Source organism: Peptoniphilaceae bacterium AMB_02 (genome assembly GCA_036321625.1).
Classification (GTDB): Bacteria; Bacillota; Clostridia; order Tissierellales; family Peptoniphilaceae; genus Microaceticoccus; species Microaceticoccus formicicus.
In genome coordinates this window covers 748,394-768,294 of record CP143259.1, presented here as the reverse complement: position 1 = coordinate 768,294, position 19,901 = coordinate 748,394, and the positions used below count along the sequence as shown (strand labels likewise).

The 19,901-nt window shown below is 33.6% G+C and carries 21 protein-coding genes; 5 read left to right on the top strand and 16 right to left on the bottom strand.

Going from position 1 to position 19,901, the window contains the following annotated elements; genetic code table 11:
• Positions 1-42: 42 nt before the first annotated feature.
• The 6 genes from VZL98_03630 to gcvT are packed head-to-tail and all read right to left on the bottom strand — an operon-like array spanning position 43 to position 5,758.
• Positions 43-612: an FAD-dependent oxidoreductase gene (locus VZL98_03630; protein WVH64061.1), complete on the bottom strand. Its 570-nt coding sequence runs from the start codon at positions 610-612 to the stop codon at positions 43-45.
• Positions 560-1,447 (bottom strand): NAD(P)/FAD-dependent oxidoreductase, encoded by an 888-nt coding sequence (locus VZL98_03625; GenBank protein ID WVH64060.1) that lies wholly within the window; start codon positions 1,445-1,447, stop codon positions 560-562. The genes VZL98_03630 and VZL98_03625 overlap by 53 nt, the downstream gene beginning before the upstream one ends.
• 5 nt (positions 1,448-1,452) lie before the next feature.
• A complete protein-coding gene (gcvPB, locus tag VZL98_03620; GenBank protein WVH64059.1) occupies positions 1,453-2,925 on the bottom strand; it encodes an aminomethyl-transferring glycine dehydrogenase subunit GcvPB in 1,473 nt (490 codons plus the stop codon).
• Positions 2,926-4,269 carry an aminomethyl-transferring glycine dehydrogenase subunit GcvPA gene (gene gcvPA, locus VZL98_03615; protein WVH64058.1) on the bottom strand — a complete coding sequence of 448 codons (1,344 nt, stop codon included), beginning with the start codon at positions 4,267-4,269 and terminating at the stop codon, positions 2,926-2,928.
• Positions 4,270-4,271: 2 nt separating this feature from the next.
• Positions 4,272-4,652, bottom strand: a complete 381-nt coding sequence (gene gcvH, locus VZL98_03610; protein WVH64057.1) for a glycine cleavage system protein GcvH — start codon at positions 4,650-4,652, stop codon at positions 4,272-4,274.
• A 23-nt stretch (positions 4,653-4,675) separates the two neighbouring features.
• Positions 4,676-5,758, bottom strand: coding sequence for a glycine cleavage system aminomethyltransferase GcvT (gene gcvT / locus VZL98_03605; GenBank protein WVH64056.1), 1,083 nt, complete (start codon positions 5,756-5,758; stop codon positions 4,676-4,678).
• Between the two features lie 103 nt (positions 5,759-5,861).
• On the opposite strand from gcvT, the gene VZL98_03600 reads away from it, so the two are divergent.
• Positions 5,862-6,998, top strand: coding sequence for an aldo/keto reductase (locus tag VZL98_03600; protein ID WVH64055.1), 1,137 nt, complete (start codon positions 5,862-5,864; stop codon positions 6,996-6,998).
• A 45-nt stretch (positions 6,999-7,043) separates the two neighbouring features.
• Complete coding sequence (locus tag VZL98_03595; protein WVH64054.1) at positions 7,044-7,991, top strand: hypothetical protein; 948 nt, start codon at positions 7,044-7,046, stop codon at positions 7,989-7,991.
• Between the two features lie 47 nt (positions 7,992-8,038).
• Here the strand turns inward: VZL98_03595 and VZL98_03590 are convergent, their stop codons facing one another.
• From VZL98_03590 to rplM, 10 genes are all read right to left on the bottom strand, one after another.
• The gene (locus tag VZL98_03590) at positions 8,039-8,983 is read right to left on the bottom strand and encodes an MATE family efflux transporter (protein ID WVH64053.1); all 945 of its coding nucleotides are present in this window, start codon (positions 8,981-8,983) and stop codon (positions 8,039-8,041) included.
• 2 nt (positions 8,984-8,985) lie between these two features.
• Complete coding sequence (locus VZL98_03585) at positions 8,986-9,354, bottom strand: MATE family efflux transporter (protein ID WVH64052.1); 369 nt, start codon at positions 9,352-9,354, stop codon at positions 8,986-8,988.
• A gap of 285 nt (positions 9,355-9,639) precedes the next feature.
• The gene (locus tag VZL98_03580) at positions 9,640-10,305 is read right to left on the bottom strand and encodes a TIGR04282 family arsenosugar biosynthesis glycosyltransferase (GenBank protein ID WVH64051.1); all 666 of its coding nucleotides are present in this window, start codon (positions 10,303-10,305) and stop codon (positions 9,640-9,642) included.
• Complete coding sequence (locus tag VZL98_03575; protein WVH64050.1) at positions 10,305-10,979, bottom strand: TIGR04283 family arsenosugar biosynthesis glycosyltransferase; 675 nt, start codon at positions 10,977-10,979, stop codon at positions 10,305-10,307. Before VZL98_03575 ends, VZL98_03580 begins: the two co-directional genes overlap by 1 nt.
• Positions 10,976-11,641 (bottom strand): TVP38/TMEM64 family protein, encoded by a 666-nt coding sequence (locus tag VZL98_03570; protein WVH64049.1) that lies wholly within the window; start codon positions 11,639-11,641, stop codon positions 10,976-10,978. Before VZL98_03570 ends, VZL98_03575 begins: the two co-directional genes overlap by 4 nt.
• Positions 11,628-12,770, bottom strand: coding sequence for a (Fe-S)-binding protein (locus VZL98_03565; GenBank protein ID WVH64048.1), 1,143 nt, complete (start codon positions 12,768-12,770; stop codon positions 11,628-11,630). The genes VZL98_03570 and VZL98_03565 overlap by 14 nt, the downstream gene beginning before the upstream one ends.
• Position 12,771: 1 nt before the next feature.
• A complete protein-coding gene (locus VZL98_03560; GenBank protein ID WVH64047.1) occupies positions 12,772-13,464 on the bottom strand; it encodes a TVP38/TMEM64 family protein in 693 nt (230 codons plus the stop codon).
• A 306-nt stretch (positions 13,465-13,770) separates the two neighbouring features.
• Entirely contained in the window at positions 13,771-14,988 is a 1,218-nt protein-coding gene (locus tag VZL98_03555) for a glycosyltransferase family 4 protein (GenBank protein WVH64046.1), read from the bottom strand.
• Between the two features lie 126 nt (positions 14,989-15,114).
• Positions 15,115-15,501 carry a 30S ribosomal protein S9 gene (gene rpsI, locus VZL98_03550; GenBank protein ID WVH64045.1) on the bottom strand — a complete coding sequence of 129 codons (387 nt, stop codon included), beginning with the start codon at positions 15,499-15,501 and terminating at the stop codon, positions 15,115-15,117.
• 17 nt (positions 15,502-15,518) lie between these two features.
• Entirely contained in the window at positions 15,519-15,947 is a 429-nt protein-coding gene (gene rplM, locus VZL98_03545) for a 50S ribosomal protein L13 (protein WVH64044.1), read from the bottom strand.
• 443 nt (positions 15,948-16,390) lie between these two features.
• On the opposite strand from rplM, the gene VZL98_03540 reads away from it, so the two are divergent.
• The 3 genes from VZL98_03540 (at position 16,391) to VZL98_03530 (ending at position 19,870) form a co-directional block, all read left to right on the top strand.
• A complete protein-coding gene (locus VZL98_03540) occupies positions 16,391-16,546 on the top strand; it encodes a hypothetical protein (GenBank protein WVH64043.1) in 156 nt (51 codons plus the stop codon).
• Positions 16,547-17,515: 969 nt separating this feature from the next.
• On the top strand, positions 17,516-17,722 hold the full coding sequence (locus tag VZL98_03535; protein ID WVH64042.1) for a hypothetical protein: 207 nt from the start codon (positions 17,516-17,518) through the stop codon (positions 17,720-17,722).
• Positions 17,723-18,553: 831 nt separating this feature from the next.
• A complete protein-coding gene (locus VZL98_03530) occupies positions 18,554-19,870 on the top strand; it encodes an ISL3 family transposase (protein ID WVH64041.1) in 1,317 nt (438 codons plus the stop codon).
• Positions 19,871-19,901: the final 31 nt, after the last annotated feature.

Genomic DNA, 19,901 nt, shown 5'->3' with positions numbered 1-19,901 from the left:
GAAAATCTAAAAGGCGTTCAAATTTGAACGCCTTTTTATAACTTATTTAGCAGGAGCTGAATGTATTGAGCATCCTTCTAATTGATGGATAGCTTCCATAAATGCTTCGCTTAGAGTTGGATGAGCGTGAATCATATTGGCAATAGCTGAAACAGGTAATTTGTTTGCTACAGCAACAGTTCCTTCATGAATTAAGTCATTTGCATGAGGTCCAATTATATGGATTCCGTAAATTTCAGAAAGGTCTTCTTTTGCTAAGATTTTTACAAATCCTTCTGCTTCACCCAATGATACAGCTTTACCATTTCCTGTGAACATGAATTTACTCTTAACGTATGGGATATTTTCTTCTTTTAATTTGTCTTCAGTATATCCAACTTGTGCTACTTCAGGAAGTGTGAAAGTACATGCAGGTATTACATCTAAATTGATTTCAGGTGTTTTACCCATAAGTTTTTCAACTACGTATATACCTTGAGCTGATGCAGCATGTGCTAACTGAATACTGCCTTCGGTAACATCTCCGATAGCATATATTGTGTCAACATTAGTTTTCATATCACCATCTATAGGTATTCCGTATCTTGAATATTCTACACCAGCTGCTTCCAAGATTAAGTCCTTTTGTGAAAGCAGCCCTACCGGTAGCCATCAATAGAGTTTGTCCTTCTGCTTCTTGAGTTTTATCTTTTCCGATAAGTTCAGCTATAACTTTATAGCCGTTTTCGGTTTTTTCGATTTTACTAGCTCTGGATTTATTTATCAATTTAATTCCGGCTTTTTTCAAGAAACTTGGCATTCTCTTTGATATTTCTGAATCAGCTGCGCCTAGGATTTCATTAGCAACTACAGTTACTTCTGTTCCCAGCTCGTTGTAGATACATGCGAACTCTAGTCCGATAACTCCTCCACCGATTACAAGCATTGATTCAGGCACAAAGTCAAGGTCAAGTATTTCGTCACTTGTCATGATTCCTTCAGCATCTGCTCCTTCTATAGGAGGAACAAATGGAACTGAACCTGAAGCTACGATAGTGTAGTCTGTTTCCAGTTCTCTCGTACTTCCGTCTTTAAGTTTAACTACAACAGTATTGGCATCTTTAAAAGATGCGAATCCAGGTATGAATTCCATATTAGGATATGATCCTACCAAGAATTCTACCCCACCTCTGATTTGCTCTACTACTTCGTTCTTTCTCGCTTGAATTCTTGCTCCGTCTATTGAAAGATTTTCAAAGTCGAATCCGAATTCTGCTTTTCTCTTCATAGCATTTGCAATTTCAGCATTTCTCCAAAGAGTTTTGGTAGGTATACATCCTCTATTTAAGCATGTACCACCTAATTCTCTATCTTCTATTAAATATACATTTGCTCCTAGTTGGGCAGCCCTAATGGCACATTCATATCCGCCAGGGCCTCCACCTATAACAGTTATGGTTTTGGTCAAAATAATTACTCCTCTTCTGTAGATTGATAAACAACGATTACATCTTTCGCTGCTTTTGTTTCATCCGGTCTTCTAACCGGTGTATTATGTGGTGCTTCTTTAAGAAGCTCAGGATTTTCTTTTGCTTCTTTAGCTATTTCAATAAGGGAATTAGCGAATGCATCTAAAGTTTGCTTAGTTTCCGTTTCTGTCGGTTCTACCATCATAGCTTCATTGATAATAAGTGGGAAATAAACGGTTGGTGCATGGTATCCCTTATCAAGGATTCTCTTAGCTATATCAAGTGTTGTTACTTCAGAAAGCGGATCTTTTAATCCTCCAAAAACAACCTCATGCTTTGTAATTCTATCCAAAGGTAGTTTGTAATAGTCTTTAAGAAGTGCTTGTAGATAGTTGGCATTTAAAACTGCAACTTCAGAAGCTCTCTTAAGTCCGTCTGCTCCCATTGTTAGAATATAAGTGTAAGCACGTACAAGAATTCCAAAGTGTCCATAGAAATCTTTTACTTTACCGATAGAATTCGGAAGATCATAGTTTAGATAGAAAGTTCCATCATCTTTCTTTTCTACAACAGGTACAGGTAAAAACTCTGCTAAAAACTCTTTACAAGCTACAGCTCCAGAACCCGGTCCTCCACCACCATGTGGTGTTGACATAGTCTTGTGCAGGTTGTAGTGAACAACATCAAAGCCCATGTCTCCAGGTCTAGCTTTACCCATGATGGCATTTAGGTTAGCTCCGTCATAGTATACTAATCCACCTGCTTCATGAACTATATCAGCTATAAGCTTAATATTCTCATCAGACATACCTACGGTATTTGGATTTGTAAGCATTAATCCGGCAGTATCATCTCCAACTGCAGCTCTTAAAGCTTCTACATCAACCATACCTTGGTTTGTCGATTTAAGTTCTATTGTTTTATATCCTGCCATTGCAGCTGTTGCAGGGTTTGTACCATGCGCAGCATCAGGAATTATAATCTTATCTCTCTTAGTGTCTCCTCTTTTTTCGTGATAAGCTTTAATGAGGAGTATTCCGGTATACTCACCATGTGCTCCGGCAGCCGGTTGCAAGGTTGGTTTATCCATACCGGTAATTATAGCAAGAGCGTCACCTAATTCATACATTAGCCTTAGAACACCTTGCATGTCTTCTTCAGCCTGTAGTGGGTGAACATTTTGGAATCCTGGTAACGAAGCCATATCTTCGTTGATTTTTGGATTGTACTTCATGGTACAAGATCCTAATGGATATATTCCTTGATCCAATGAGTAGTTTTTATTAGAAAGATTAGTAAAGTGTCTAATAACTTCAAACTCAGCTACTTCAGGGAAGTCCAGCTCAGTATCACATAATAGATCTTGAGGTATTAAATCACTTAACTCAGCTTCAGGTACATCTAAATCCGGAAGCTTATATCCCACTCTACCAGGTTGAGAGACTTCAAATATTACTTTATCATAATTTGTATTCATTTAAGCCTCCTCCATTATCTTAACAAACTTATCGATTTCTTCCTTAGTTCTCTTTTCTGTAACAGCTATGATCATTACATTTCCAATACCTTCATAGAATTTAGCAGCTCCAAATCCACCTATTATTCCCGCTTCTTTAAGCTTATTGTTTAATTCTTCAACGGGTTTGTCGGTAACAACTGCAAATTCTTTAAAGAATGGTGCGCTTGAGAATGGTTTAAACTTACCGGATTTGGTTAGTTCATTGAAGCAGTAATGAGCTTTTTTAGTACACTGCTCAGCAACTTCTCTCATTCCTTTCTTACCCATAGTGATCATATAAACTGTTGCAGCCAATACATTTAATCCCTGGTTTGAACAAATATTTGAAGTAGCTTTTTCTCTTCTAATATGCTGCTCTCTCGCAGATAGTGTCAGTACCCAACTTCTCTTACCATCTCTGTCTTCAGTTTGTCCTACGATTCTTCCAGGAAGTTTTCTTAAATGTTTCTTATTAACAGCAATATATCCAAGATAAGGTCCACCTGCAGCTACAGGTATACCAAATGGTTGTGCTTCTCCTACTACTACATCAACACCGATTGCTCCCGGTTTCTTAAGAATTGCAAGTGACATCGGATCACATGAAGCGATCATGTCACATTTCTTAACGCCGTGAGCTATTTCAGTAGCACTTTCTAGATTTTCAATGAATCCAAAGAAGTTTGGACTTTGAATTACTACCGCGCCGGTATCTTCAGTTACTGCAGCTTTTAGTGCATCCAAATCGGTTACACCGTCTTTCATATCTACTTCTATAAGGTCAAAACCTTGAGCTTTAAGATATGTTCTAGCTACCATCCTGGAATGTGGATGAACGGTTTTAGAAATTACAACATTCTTCTTCTTATTACCGTTTACGCACATTAAAGCTGCCTCGCCTATTGCTGATCCGCCATCGTATAGGGAAGCGTTTGCTATTTCCATGCCTGTTAATCTTGTAATTAATGTTTGGTACTCAAATATATATTGTAAAGTTCCTTGACTTACTTCTGGTTGATATGGTGTATAGGAAGTATAAAACTCAGTTCTTCCCGTGATATGCTTGATTATGGAAGGAATATAGTGATCATAAGCACCGGCACCAAGGAATGATGGCATTTGACATGGACATACATTGTCTTCAGCCAAACCTCTTAAATATGCAGCAACTTCTAGTTCACTTTTTGCCTTCGGCAAATCGAGCGGTCTATTCATAGAGACATCCTCGGGGATGTCTCTAAATAGATCGTCTATTGATTCGACTCCAATCTTCTCAAGCATCTCTCTTTCATCTTGTTCAGTAAGAGAAATGTATGGAAACATTATTAAGCCTCCTCAGCTAAGAATTTTTCGTACTCTTCGTCGTTCATTAAATCATCAGTCGGAGCATCTTCAACTTCCAACTTAACTAACCATGCGCCATATGCATCAGAGTTAATTAATGCAGGATCATCATCAAGATCTTCGTTAACTTCAAGTACTTTACCAGCAAAAGGTGTGAAAGCATCACTTGCAGCTTTAACTGATTCTATAGATGCTACAGCTTCACCTGCATCTAGTTCATCATCTACATCTGGAAGTTCAACATATACTATGTCTCCAAGATGATCTTGTGCGTAATCAGATATTCCTATAACTACCTCATTACCATCAATTTTAACCCACTCATGATCCTTTGTGTAAAATAATCCTTTTTCAACTTTCATTTAAAAATCCTCCTAAATTATATTTATTTCTTTTGTAAAAATCGTTTACTGATTATAACAGCAGGCACTACTCTCTTTCTGATTTGTACTTCTACTTCGTTGCCTATTACTGCTTCTTCAGCGTCGATTATCACATTCGCGATTGGTTTTCCTACAGTTGGAGCTAAGTAACCTGTGGTAATTTTTCCAATTTCTTTACCATCTTTTAGCACTGCATAACCATGTCTTGGGATACCTTTGCCAGTCAACTCTAAACCGATTAACTTTCTCTTTAAACCTTCTTCTAATTTCTTAGCAAGAGGTTCTTTACCAATAAAATCATCTTTATTGAAGTCGATAGCAAATTTTAAACCGGCTTCAAGTGGTGAATTATCTTCATCCATTTCATTTCCATAAAGTGGCATAGAAGCTTCAAATCTTAGAGTATCTCTGCATCCTAACCCACATGGTTTAGCGCCTAGTTCAATAAGTTTCATCCATATGTCATCTCCGTCTTCCCAATCACAGTAGATTTCATATCCTAATTCACCTGTGTATCCTGTTCTGGAGATTAAAACCTTTTTGCCATCTAAAGTAACATCGTCAACAAAGTGGAAGTTTTCTAACTCATCTAGATTGTAATCCAGTGCTTTTTGAAGTACTTCTTTAGATTTTGGTCCTTGTATAGCTATCTCACTATATGATCTTGATGCATTTACAATTTCTACATCAAACCCATCTTTTCTAGCCATAATCCAATCAAAATCCTTGTCTGTGTTAGCTCCATTAGGAACCCATAGAACTTTTTCATCATTGTACTTAAATACTAATAGGTCATCAACTACTCCACCTTTTTCATTTAAAAGTATTGAGTATTGACATTGCCCATTTTCAATCTTAGTAATGTCATTAGATAAGATATAATTATTGAATTTAATAGTATCGGGTCCGGTAATAAAGAACTCACCCATATGTGATACGTCAAAAATTCCAACATCATTTCTTACTGTATTGTGCTCGTCAACAAGTCCGGTGAACTCTGAAGGTAATGCCCATCCAGCATATTCAACCATATTGCCTCCTAGTTGCACATGACAATCATAGATTGCAGTTTTTTTAGCATCCATTCTAAACTCCTCCTTTATATGTTATACTTAGTTACATAGCTACGGTTTTACCTTAGCTTATAAAATATCCCTACAATATGATTATATAGGAGTTAAGTGAATTATGCAATACCGAAATATTACAAATGACAAAATATCTACATCCGTTTTAGGATTTGGTTTAATGAGATTGCCGGTTGAAAATAATGATAATTGCACAATAGATAAAATAAAATCCTTCGAAATGATGAAATATTTATATGATAATGGAGTAAATTATTTTGATACAGCATATACTTATCATTGTGAAAATAGTGAAACATTGCTTGGAGAATTTATTGAAACAATAGATAGATCCTCAATCTATGTGGCAACAAAACTGCCTATGTGGTTATGTAATAATTATGAAGATTATGAAACTCATTTTAATACTCAGTTAAAGCGACTCAAAAGTGATTATATAGATTTCTATTTAACGCATAGTCTTACTGAAAAGAGTTTTAAAAAAATGCTAGAACTGGGTGTTTTTAAATTCTTGGACGAACTTAAATCAAAAGGCAAGATAAAATATGCGGGATTTTCATTCCATGATGAACTACCTGTTTTTAAAGAGATACTAAATTCTTATAATTGGGACTTTTGTCAAATCCAGCTAAACTACTTGGATAAAAACTACCAAGCAGGTTTAGAAGGTCTTAAACTGGCAAGAGAAAAGGGAATCTCGGTAATTGTAATGGAACCCCTTAAAGGTGGCAATCTCGCCGAATTACCAAAGGATACAAACCAAATACTTGAAAAATATAACATAAAATCAACACCTGTCCAGCTAGCACTGAAATGGGTTTATGATCTGGATATCTCCTTATTGTTGAGTGGTATGAGCAATATGGAGCAGTGTATCGAAAATGTTGCACTTGCAGATACTGTTTCTGAAGTAAACACTACCGCTGATGATAGAAAAGCCATTGATGAATTGGTTGAATTTTTAAATAATCGTATATCCGTTGGATGTACATCTTGTGAATATTGCATGCCATGCCCATTTGATGTAAATATTCCCGGAATTTTTCAAAGATTTAATAATGCGACCATATTTGATAATTATGAAGAAAATATCAAAAGCTATCAAACATTAATTGAGAATAATAATGATGCCGGCATGTGTACTGAATGTGGTGCATGTGAAAGTCTGTGTCCTCAAAACATTGAAATCATTAGAAAATTGAAAGAGGCTGACAGCATCCTAAAAAATGATATATAATTGTTTTTTAGGGTATATTTAATGATATAAATAGGAGGTGTTGAAATGATCTGTAAATCATGTTCGAATGAAATTAATAATGTCAAATACTGCCCCCATTGTGGAGCTCAAAATATTAACTTTATATCGAATGAGGATAGTCTATTAAATAGACCCAGTTTTAATAGAGATGAGCAAGAATACAATGAAAATCTATTAAACAATGACTATGAAGATAGGATAAAGGAAGAAACTGCGTCTGATCGATTTGGTGAGGATTTGAATTCCGAGCCTAGAAGAGAAGTCTTTGATGAAGCATCTGATAAAGAGTATCATTTTAATGAATATGACGGAAGAGAAAAACTACATCCGGAAGAAGATTTCGAAAACAAAACGGATAGAGAAGATCATTACTCACAAGGCTCATCGGATAAAAACTATTCAAATGACAGCTTCAATTATAATAATGATGAAACTATTGACAAACTATGGGCTTTTCTAGGCAAAGTTAATAAATCTGCCGCTCCAATCGCCTCTAAAATCTACGATATGGGTTTAATATCGCTAATTGTATTGGTATTGGCAATCTCAATTTTGAACAGTGTTTCAGTACGTTTTAATCAGCCGGTTTTCACCTCTAGAATGTTTTTTAACAGTCTACTGACTTCAATAATCGGAGTGGTAATAACATTCTTTTTCTTAAGATTTGTGTTTAATTATGTTGCAAAACAGCATAATGTATATGTAAAGAAAGATGAACTTAATGTATGCTTACTTTTATCCATGTTACTAAGTTCATTTATAAGGATGGCTTTTGGAAATTCAATACTTATTGCTATTTTAAACTCTTTCGTTTCAACACTATTACTACTTGCACTGATTATAAGACGATTAAATATAAATAATTACAAAAGCATTGGCATCAAATACGTAGTATTCAATATTGTATTTATGATTATTTTTTATGTTGTCTTACTTGGACTATTATTTGCAATATTTGCGTTAGCATCCTAATAAATAAAAAAACCGAAAGCTGCATATTTAAATATGCAGCTTTTTTATTATGCACTAACAGGTTTTAATACATTTTCTCTCGTAATCTTTCTAATCATAATTAAGCCTGTGCCCAGCGATAGTAACTCAGCTAGCGGAATTACAAGCCAAACCCCAATAATTCCGAGAGTATTAGACAGTATTAATAAAAGTGCAAGAATCCACACAAAACCTCTCATCATACTCATTATAAAAGCTTCCATGGATCGCTTTTGACTTTGCAAAAATATCGTCGCTACCAGGTTTAAACCCGTAATCGGAAAGGCTAAGAAGTATATTCGTATCCCCAGTATTGCTCTGTTTATGAGTTCAGGTTCATTCTCAACAAAAATCATCGCCAAGTACTTAGGCATTAACTGTCCGATTAAAAGTATCCCTAAACCTATAACTAAACCACCTATTGCTGCAATCTTTCCATAGTACACCTTCATATCTGATAGTCTTCTTCCATAAGCTTCGCTTATTAAGGGCTGTATTCCATTTGCTACCCCTGCTAATATTGCAGTAAATAACAAGCTGAGATTTGCAACAATCCCATAAGCAGAGACAGCAATATCTCCTTCAATCCTCAAAAAGGCAAAGTTAAAAGCAAAAATTACAATTCCTTGACTAAGTTCTAGTACAAATGAAGCCATTCCATTTTTTATTATTTCTAGTGGAGCTTTAAAGCTACTTAGTTTTAATATTTTTATGCCCGCCTCTCTAAAGTGTAGCAGTAAAACGCCAAAACCTACGACCTGAGCAAGACCTGTTGCAAGAGCACATCCCCTCATCCCCATATCTAAAGGGAACAAGAAAACATAATCCATAACGACATTGAAAACACTGGCAGCTAACATTGCCGACATGGCAATTTTACTACCACCATCATTTCTTACAAATACTGTTAGTGATATAAAAACTAAGAAAAAAGGTGAAAACATCATTAGCATAGATAGATAATCAAATGCCATACCTAAATTTTCAGACCCTCTGCCCAAAAATTAACTAGATTTTTTGTAAAGAAGATACTTAAGAACAATAAAATAAGTCCAGTAATAATTGACATTAACATAGACTTTGTAAATAGTTTATTCCCTTCCTCGTATTCTTCTCTTGCCAGCCGGATGGACATTAAACTCGCACCACCCATCCCTATGAGAAGCCCTAAACCCGTCAGTACATTTATCATAGGAATTGAGATATTTAGTGCAGCAAGGCCATCAGTCCCAAGCCTTCTTCCGACAAGCATCGTATCTCCAAGTACATAGAGTGATGTACCCATCATTCCACCGATTGCAGGAAGAATATATCTCAAATAAACCTTTTTTGGATTTCGTATCATAAACTTCCTCCTTTAACAATCAGTATATCATAATAGTATATTTTTTCAATTTTTTTATATATTATTACATGTTTTTAATCTCTATTTGTCATAATTTATACAATTATTTATTTACCTCACTAGTTATATAATCAATAAAGTAGTCCTCTGACATAAATCTTTAGAGAAGCTTAAAATAATTGGAGATTTATAAGATAATTAATCTACTTAAATACCATTTATAATAAAACATCAAAATAAATATATCCATTTTCCAAAAAAATAAGTGATAGTCTAATAAACTAATCACCTACTTAATTCTTTTAATTTTTGAATATAATCCGCTGTCCTTATTGATAGATCATCGAAATTATTGAAACAGATTAAATCTTCCATATTGTCAATATCAGGCAGCGTCTCGCCCACATGAACCGTCCAATTATTTTCTTTTATAATTTCTAAACTTGACTCAAAAACACTTAGCGTACTCCAATTAATACTACCGGATTTAAGTATTGTTTCAATCTTTCTTTTATCAGAAGCACCTATCAGATAATAACCTCCATCAAAAGTCGGATTCAAAACTATATTATTATCTTCAAGAGCCTTAAATGAATCATTTATTATATTATGATTAATATTCGGTATATCTGACCCAATTAGTACAACTTTATCATAGTTTAAACTAAATAATTTTTCCATGGCATTGTACATCCTACTGCCCATATTATCGCCAAACTGATGAAATATACCAAAATTCTCGGGAATATCGTTTATAAGTATAGATAATTTACCGGTTGGTGCATATGCAATAAATACATCATAATCCTTACTGCATCTTAGTTTTTCAAATAAATCAAGCAATATATACCTTGCAAGTAAAGCTGCCTCCTCGGCAGAAATACTGCCTATTAATCTTGTTTTGACAGTGCCAGGTATTGGTATCTTTGAAAATATTATAACTGCATTCACTATCTTACCTCCCTATACATCTTGGCAAGCTCTTCGGGAGATGTGCCGGTTATATATTTGAGTTTTAATCTATGCATGAAAACCAATGTCTTAAAAACTCCTTTTTGTTTGAATCTTCTTCCTGAAGTTCCAATTCTTTCTTTTAATACTTTAACTTTAAAATCCCTATAGAGTGCTTTTGACATATTCCAGTCTTCCATCAGAGGTATCTCGTCATATCCTCCAATTTTCAAAAAAGCATCCCTACTCATAAAGATTCCCTGATCCCCAAACATCAAATTCAGATATTTTGCTCTAAGATTTGAAGTCTTAGCTATCAGTTTTAAAGAAATATCAGTATAGTCATGAAAATAGAGTGAAAAGCATCCCGCATCGTAGCCATTTTGCATAGCTTCTTCAATTGCAGCAATACTTCTACTATCCGGAATCGAATCGCTGTGCACAAACCATAGTGCACTCCCTCCGGCAGCATTTGCACCGGCATTCATTTGGAATGCACGTCCTTTAGGAGTATTCAAAACCCTTGTATACCTGCTTGCAATTTCTACAGTTTTATCTACACTCCCACCATCACATACCAATATTTCTTTGATTCCATCTAGGCTTTCTAGTCGTTTAAGACAATCTGAAATTGTGCTTTCTTCATTGTAAACCGGAACAATAATAGATATCATATTTTTCCCTTATCTTCCATTTTCTTTAGGTTTTTCTCATAAATATATTTGATAAATGTAAAGACTGCAGTTAATCCAATAAGCAAAAAGATTGCTATATAAAACTCACCGCTTCCTATTCTGTTTACCTTGTCACCTAAATTTACATAGACCAATATACCCGGAATTGATCCGATAATGGTTGCAAGTGTAAACTCTTTAATGTCTACCTCAGCAAGTCCCGCACTATAACTTACAACCTTAAACGGAAAAAGCGGCACGAGTCTAAGTATGAGTATTAACAGAAATCCTGACTTGCCTGATGTTATATCGACTAAATCTTTTTTTACAAATTTTCGTACAAAACCTGATCCTAAATACTTTGCTAAATAGTATGCAAGTAATGCACCTATTAAAGAGCCGACAGATGTAAGTACACTGCCCCAAAAAAGACCGAATACCATCCCACCGGCAATTACTATAACAGAGTCAGGAAATAAAAACAGTGGTAATATACTGAGTATTAAAAGGTATATCAAACTCGACAAATGACCGAATTCACGTATCTTTTTACTTATTACCTCTGGACTGAATTTATTAAAATCTACATACCTCGATACCAAAAATATAATGGCAATGATAATTATTGCAAGAGCTACTTTTATTATATTATTTCGTTTCATTTATAACTTCTCCTGCCAACTTCCTTGCTCTATATCTATTAAACCACGACTTAGCCAAAGACGACTTTTCTGTCTTTATATCATCCACGTCAGTAAATATCAATTTAAGTAGATGTATGCTGTCTAATTTTTCTGACTGCAGTGTTTCTGCACACTCCATACAGTATGTTATTATCGTTTTAGAACCGGCTTCTTGTCTTCGTCTGTCTCTATGCTTCTCAAAAATCTTCTTGGAGGTAAGAAATACCATCCCTCCCATACCACAGCAAAGAGTCCTATGCTTGTTATAACTCATTTCATCATAAGAGATTCCCAATTGATTTAGGATTTCTCTAACTGCTTCGTGGATTTTATCCTCGGTCCTCGTCGGACAGGGATCGTGGATTATTGCATTCAATTTTGTTTCTGCAAATCTGTTTTTTGCATAATCCGGCACTCCTGAATCGCCTAATACTTCATATAGGGATATTGTCTTAAATTCAGGAGCATTTCTTTTAAAACAGGTATAACAGTTTTGACAACCCGTAATAATCGTTTTAACTCCATGTTTATTAAAATCTGATTTTAAACTTTCCATAAGACTCACAAATTTCTCATGCTTTCCTAAAAACTCAGTTGGTTTTCCGCAGCATTTATTCGAGTAACCGCAATTAGGAAAAACTTCCCTCAAATAATTGTAAGCACTCATTACCATCTCAGGATTATTGGAAAGTAAGGAGCATCCCGGAAAGAAAATAGTTTCAGTATTCTTACCGAGTATACTATCTGAAAAAATTTTAGAAAAGCTTAGTTTTTGATGAATATCTACTCCTTTAGTATTTAAACTCCCCGGTAGTTTTCCATTATACTGTTTTACGCTCTGTTTTCTAAATTCATAAAATAAATCTCTAAAACTAACGCCTTTTGGACAAACCTCGGCGCAGTATCCACAGAGCATACATGCATAAGGAAGCTCAATGTCAAAACTCTTATCTTTATTTAATTGAGACAACAGTTTTTTAGGATTATCGGAAAATTCATCCAGCATCGGACATCCCTTAGTACAAAGTTTACAGTCTATACATTTACTATACTCCAATTCTATCAAGCTAGCCAGCTTATCTGAGCTTACAAGAATCTTACTATTCATTCTAGTTCACTTCTTTAGTCTTTGATTTATTTTTATCCGTCCAAATTAGTTTTATTGTATATGCAAGTGCAGATACTCCGAAAAGTATAAGTAAACCCTTTACAAATGTAGACGGATTCGAAGATGTAGCTGCTGCATATGAATAAACAATGGTCGCCGGTAATTGTCCCAGTCCCGTTGCTATAAAGAAGTCTTTAAAACTCATAGCAGTAAGTCCGGCTGCATAACTTATCGGATCAAATGGTACAAAAGGAAGCAATCTTGCTACGAGAATCGCATTCTTTCCGTACTTCTCAAAGAAAATGTCCACATCTTCAAGTGCCAATTTAGAAGTAAACTTTTCAGCAGCACCTCTCCCATATATTCTGGAAATGTAAAAACAAAGTGCCGCTCCTGCCATAGCAGAAGTCCATGATAGTATGGCGCCTCTCCACCATCCCCAAATTATAGCATTTGAGAAAGTGATGAAAAAAGCCGGTATCGGTGCAGCTACAGACTGAAGTATCATCATCATAAATGAAATCAGGACTGCCCATACACCAAATGATTTTATATAATCCCTAACTGAATCAACGGATTTAAATGCTGAAGTCATATTTCTGAGGCCTTCATTCAGTGGCTTAATAAAAATAAATGCACTTACTACTACAATTAATACCGCAATTTTAATAATCGTACTTCTCTTTAATTTCATAATTCCCTCCTAAAAAAATTAGGCAACGAATCTCGTTGCCCGGTACAATAGTAAGTCTAATCTTTCATATTCTTTTGTACCGCTAACAGTGGCATAGAATCTTTAAAGCAAAACTCTTCCAAAGTTTAGGCCATAGCTTTGCTTTTTCTTTCTATTCCATTTTATTGTGCAATATCATATGAGCGAAAAGTATGCTTGGATATGAATAGGTATTACTGTATCGTCAGTATTTACCGTATTTATTATATATTAGGAAATCTGTTTTGTACAATTAGATTATTTTATCAATCCTGATTATATATTAGATTATCTTATATATGCACCTATTTCATCATCTATCTCCTTGACTATATTTGCCCAGGAGTGTTTATCAATTAGTTTGTAAATTTCAGTAGGAATCTTATTATCATTCTTTATGTTTTCAATCTGTTTCTCAATTGCTCTACTTAGATTTACGATATACTTAGGAATATCTTCTACATATGGTTTATCTACATTATAGAGTCTAGGTAAATCCACGATTTTAATAATACCACTACGAATTACATCATCTCCGAGATTATTAATTAAGCCTTCGATTCTGCTCGAAACGACTCTCATTCCCGAAGCCAAAGCTTCTATCGCGACAAGTCCCAAGCCTTCAAAATAGGATGGCAGTATAAAAATATCTGATTTCCTAAAAATTTCAGCTAGCTCTACTTGACTAATTATACTATGAATTTCTGTATTTTTTATCCCGGCAAGCTCGGAGCTGAATTCTTCCATATGTGCTTTGTCTCTTGCCCCTACTACAATCAGTTTTATATTATACTTTGCATCTAATAACTCTATTGCACTAATCATCTCGTATACGCCCTTAGCTTTTGCTAATTTTCCCGCATATACCAAACTGATTTCTTCACTGTCTTGTTTTTGAACAGGATGAAAGAAAATATTCCCATCATAACCCCCGCCGATTACCTTTATCTTTTCGGTGGGTATCCTATATGTTCTATGGATGTCGTCTACCTGATCTTTGGAAAGTGCAAAGACAGTATCAAGCTTATGAATATTGACTATATACTTCTCTTTTAATTGGGGATTTTTTTCACATTGTCTTATATCAGTACCATGACATACGCCTATTAACACTTTGTCTTCTGCTATGTCAATGACCAGTGAAGTAAGCATCCACAAATGATGACATATTATAATATCGGGATTAAACTCTTCAAGAGCCATTTTTAAGGTTTTTGAAAATGCATTAATCCAATCCTCTTGCATCTCTTCAGTTAAATCACAATATCTGGTATGGTCATAAGGCATGATATCGCTCATTCCAACTATATTAAAAGGCAATTGCTCGGTTTTAAACTCTACTGCATACTGAAACTGTTCTGAGATTATATCATAGTAAAAATCTTCCTGATAACCGAAGATACAAGCCTGTTCGTACTTGTTCTTTAAACCTTTTATTACATTGTTAAAATAAACTCCACTGCCCGTCTTAGAAGGCAGTTGTGCCAATACATGCAGAATTTTCATATCATCATCTCCAAATGCCGTGCATTAATGTAAATCATTCTTTAAATATAAGTTGTACTTATTTATATATTAGTTTTCTTTATTAGTGAAAACAAAAAACGACAGAATACTCTGCCGTTTTGTATACTATCTCTTGCTGAATTGTGGGCTCTTTCTAGCTTTTTTAAGACCATATTTCTTTCTTTCTTTTTTACGAGGATCTCTAGTTAAGAATCCTGCTCTTTTTAAAGTTGGTCTAAACTCATCATCTGCTTGAAGAAGTGCTCTAGCAATTCCGTGTCTAATAGCTCCTGCTTGTCCTGTAAATCCACCACCGTTAACATTTACAAAAACGTCAAATTTATCTAAATTATCTGTAATCTCAAGTGGAGATTTAGCAATTACTTTTAACGTATCAAACGCAAAGTAATCTTCAATGTCTTTATTATTAATAGTTATTTTTCCATTACCCGGTAATAGTCTTACTCTGGCAACAGAGGTCTTTCTTCTACCAGTTCCGATAAATTGTGCCATATCCAGATTCCTCCTTATTAAAATTCGTGAACTTCAGGCATTTGAGCTTCATGCTGATGAGTGTCACCTGCATATACTCTAAGCTTTCTATACATAGCTCTGCCAAGTTTAGTATGTGGAAGCATTCCCTTAACAGCTAATTCAATAGCTTTTTCAGGTTTTGATTGTAGAAGCTTATCGTATCTGATAGCTCTTCTTCCACCTGGGTATCCGGTATGGTATACATACTCTTTTTGTTGTAATTTGTTTCCGGTAAGTCTGATTTTGTCTGCATTGATTACTATTACATAATCACCGGTATCTATAGTTGGTGTATAGATAGGCTTATGCTTACCTCTTAGTAGTGTTGCAACCTCAGTAGCTAGTCTTCCTAGTACCTTGTCGGTAGCATCAATGACATACCACTTACGTTCGATGTCTTTTGGTCTTGCGACATAAGATTTCATTTTCTTTCCCTCCTAAATTCTTTTCATACAAGTCTCAACTTTTCGGCTATTTAGACTCCGCTTAATGCCGTAAAAGCGGTTTTTGTAGATCCGAGATTTTTATTCCGCCATACCCCGGCCACGAGGCGGTCAAGGTTTTACTTGTTTGAAAAGTTTAGAAGCTTCTCAAATCTTTCTCACCTTAAAAGGACCCCTTCAAAAGGTCCTTTATTATTATATACTAACCATAGAAAAATGCAAGCTTTTTATAGAAATTTCGCATTTATTTTTTGGTATTTGACTTCTAATTTTTTTGAAACTATGACTTATTGAAACAATATTAATCCAGAACTTATTTATTAAAAATAGCATAAAAACATAATAGGTATTATATCATGTTTCAATATTTCATCCCTTTATCAAAATGAACAATTAGCAAAAATAGTTGATATTTTTAATCTTAGATGTTAATTAACAAAAAAGCTAGTACTGCAATTATCAATAGTGCCGTCAGTCCAACCAAAGATAAGGTTGATTTATTGGAAAGCTTAAACTGTTTTTCCTTATTTACCGCTACATTTGCTGATATAATAATCAGATTAATGATTAATAAAGTATAAAAAATATGTTTGGTATCTGCATAACTTATTTTCCCAAAGAATTGTAGTCCAATGAAAACTAGTAAAATAATTGAAATTAAAATTTGAAATATATTTAGCATTTTCTTTAAATTCATATTGTATCTCACCTACCTTAATTTCTGATCCAAAACCTCTACACTATTATCTTGTATTGATATTGCTTATATTATCTTTTTGATATTGCTCGTTATATTAATAATACACTAGCCTTGTTTATTGTCAAGCATTGTTTTTATTTCAAAATCTATTAATTGTTATAATATCGATAAAGTTCATAAAATAGTATGCTTTTGGTTTATAGAATAATATTTGCGAATCAGATAAAGTCTATAATATGTTGTAAATTAATTTATAAAGAATCTAAACCATCAAAACTCTTGTGGTATAATAGTTTCACCACATAATAAACCGGAGATATATACATGCTCTTAATATAATTACACTGGATACAGAAATAAAAGCTTTATTTATGCTTTTGAAATAAGAGAATATGTAATACATTTATTTCCAAACGATGAATCTATGAACCTTTTAATTGAGCAATGCTAATTGATTTAGATGAGAAATGGATTAGTGGGGTAATATGACTATATATGCCTGAATACGTAGAGTCTAAGGTATGAATAGGGAAATGATTAATACATTGTGCTAATATTTAGATGCTTTTGTAGAATGAAATATGAGGTAAAATATGATTAATAGGTGCTTATGCAGGTACAAGAATGGTGATAATTCCTATAGAATGATTATTAAAATATCAATAATTGTTCTATAAGGGATGACTATTCGGCAAATGAATATGTTAGGGAAAATAATAATGGATATTTAAATGGAAAGTTAATTTGTAAGAGTATTGCCTGATATTGGGTTTTTAACTACATTAAAGGTAATAAAGTACATGATAACTACGAATTTACAAGTTTTCCGACTATATTGGAGGAGTAAACAATGACTAGAATTTACAAATATATAAGAATCATACTTTTAATCGCAATGATTGTACATCCAATAATTGCATATATTCAACTGAAAGCTGATCCGTTGTCATCAGTTGATAGAAAGGTAGTGTTAATTTATCCACTAATATATGGTGTTCTGCTTATTGGAACATTTTTCCTGCAAAAAATTACGAGTAGAAATAGTATGACAAAGTAAAAGTACTAAGGATATAGAAATCAAGATTCATTGATTTGCAAGTTATAATTGTTTATATATTACAAAACATTTAAATTAGTTTATTTGTTAAATAAGAATGAGGTCATAGAAAACTACAAAAATCAGATTTCATTCTCTCATAATAAAAAATAGGTAAAAAATTAAGGCTTATTAAATTAATGGAATCAAAATAAGTTAGGGTACATAATATTAACTAAAATAAATACCCTAACTGATTTCACAGAATAAAACAATCACTAGAGGCAGATGTGGTTTCCACATTTGCTTTTTTGTATAATTTAGTCTTTATCAAAGATTTTAATAGAATTATAATCCATATTTAAAAGTAATTATCTTAACACAGAATAAGATTATTGATACTTTCTAATGCTCCAATAGTAATATCGTAGTTAAGATCCTTTCAAAATACTTTTTAAACTATTTATTTTTAGAAATATATCTTCAGATACTAGATTCTGGTACATCTGTTCTGTGGTTTTCATTTAAATATATCCATAGTGAAAGTTTTGAATGGAGAGTTCCTCTACCTCATTATAATCAGGTGGACCATAAACATAGCCCGCACCGTAGAGGAGTACTCCACTGTCATTCCTTAATTGTATAAACCATACTAATTTTTTAAAAAAAAAAAACCAAACCCAATTAGCAGTTATGCACTTTGGCTTTGGTTTTTTGGGCTCTATAATTTATAGTGTTGGTGAAGAAATATTAGTTTCTTTGCTGGCACTATTTTCTTTTTAAAAAATAAAGACATAGTGACCAATTTCCTTTATAATTTAATCACTACAACAAAAAAATAAGGAGGCCACTATGTCTATTAGTAATTATATCTTAAATTTATTAGATTTAAAAGATGAAAATATTGAGATTTTTGAAAAGGTCGAGAAGATTAAAAAGAAGAATATCTCTTACAATTTGATTTTTGGCCGGCTTACCTATAATGCTTCTGTTTGTCCCGTTTGTGGTAACGTGCATAGCCCAAGCATTATTAAACACGGCACTAAGTCTTCTGATATTAAACTTCTTCCTTTTAATGGCGAACCTACTTTCTTGAGACTTAAAAAGCAGAGATTTTTATGTAAGGAGTGTAATTCTACTTTTATAGCTGAAACTGATATTGTTAAAAAGCATTGTTTTATTTCTAATAGAGTAAAAGCTCATATTACAACTAATTTGACCATGAAAGTAAGTGAAAAAGATATTGCTAATTTACATTATGTTTCTCATTCTACGGTGTCTAAATGTGTAGATCAAGCTTTTGAACAGTTTAAGCCTAATTATCAGTTTTTACCAGAACATTTATGTTTTGATGAGTTTAAATCCACAAAAACCGCTAAAGGATCTATGAGCTTTATTTTCTGTGATGCTATTACTCATGATATTATCGATATTGTTGAAAACAGGCAATTACACTATCTTAAACGCTATTTTTCTAGGTTTAGTGAATGTGCTAGAGAATCAGTTAAAAGTATATGTATAGACATGTATCAGCCATACATTAGTCTAATTTCTGATCTTTTCCCTAATGCTAAGATAGTATTTGATAAGTTCCATATAGTTAACCACTTATCTAGAGCATTGAACAAAACAAGAATAGAAGTTATGAATGGTTTTTCTAAGTATTCTATGGAATACAAAAGGTTAAAAAGGTATTGGAAGCTGATACAAAAGCCTTATTTAAAGCTTAATTCTACACGTTTTAGAAAGTGGATACATTTTGAAAGATGGAAAAGTGCTAGAGATGTAGTTATGGATAGTATTAGTGTCAACAAAACACTTCTAAATACTTATGATTGTTATCAGATTCTTTTAAAGGATGTAGAAAACGGAGATATTGCCTCCTTAAAGGCACATTTAGAATATTATTCAGATGAGGTATCAGATGCTATGAAAACTAGTATTAACACGCTTTTAAAGGACTTTGAGTACGTAAAAAATTGCTTAGAAGTCAATGTTACAAATGGATGTTTAGAAGGTATTAATAATTTTATTAAGTGTTTAAAAAGAGTTGCTTTCGGATACAGGTCGTACTATCATTTTAGGAATCGAATATTAATTTGCAAGAAAATGATAGTACCAAAAGACACTGTAAGTGTAAAAAAACGTCAGGCAGCTAACGCTGCCTGACATTAATAGTTTGTGATTAATTTATATACCA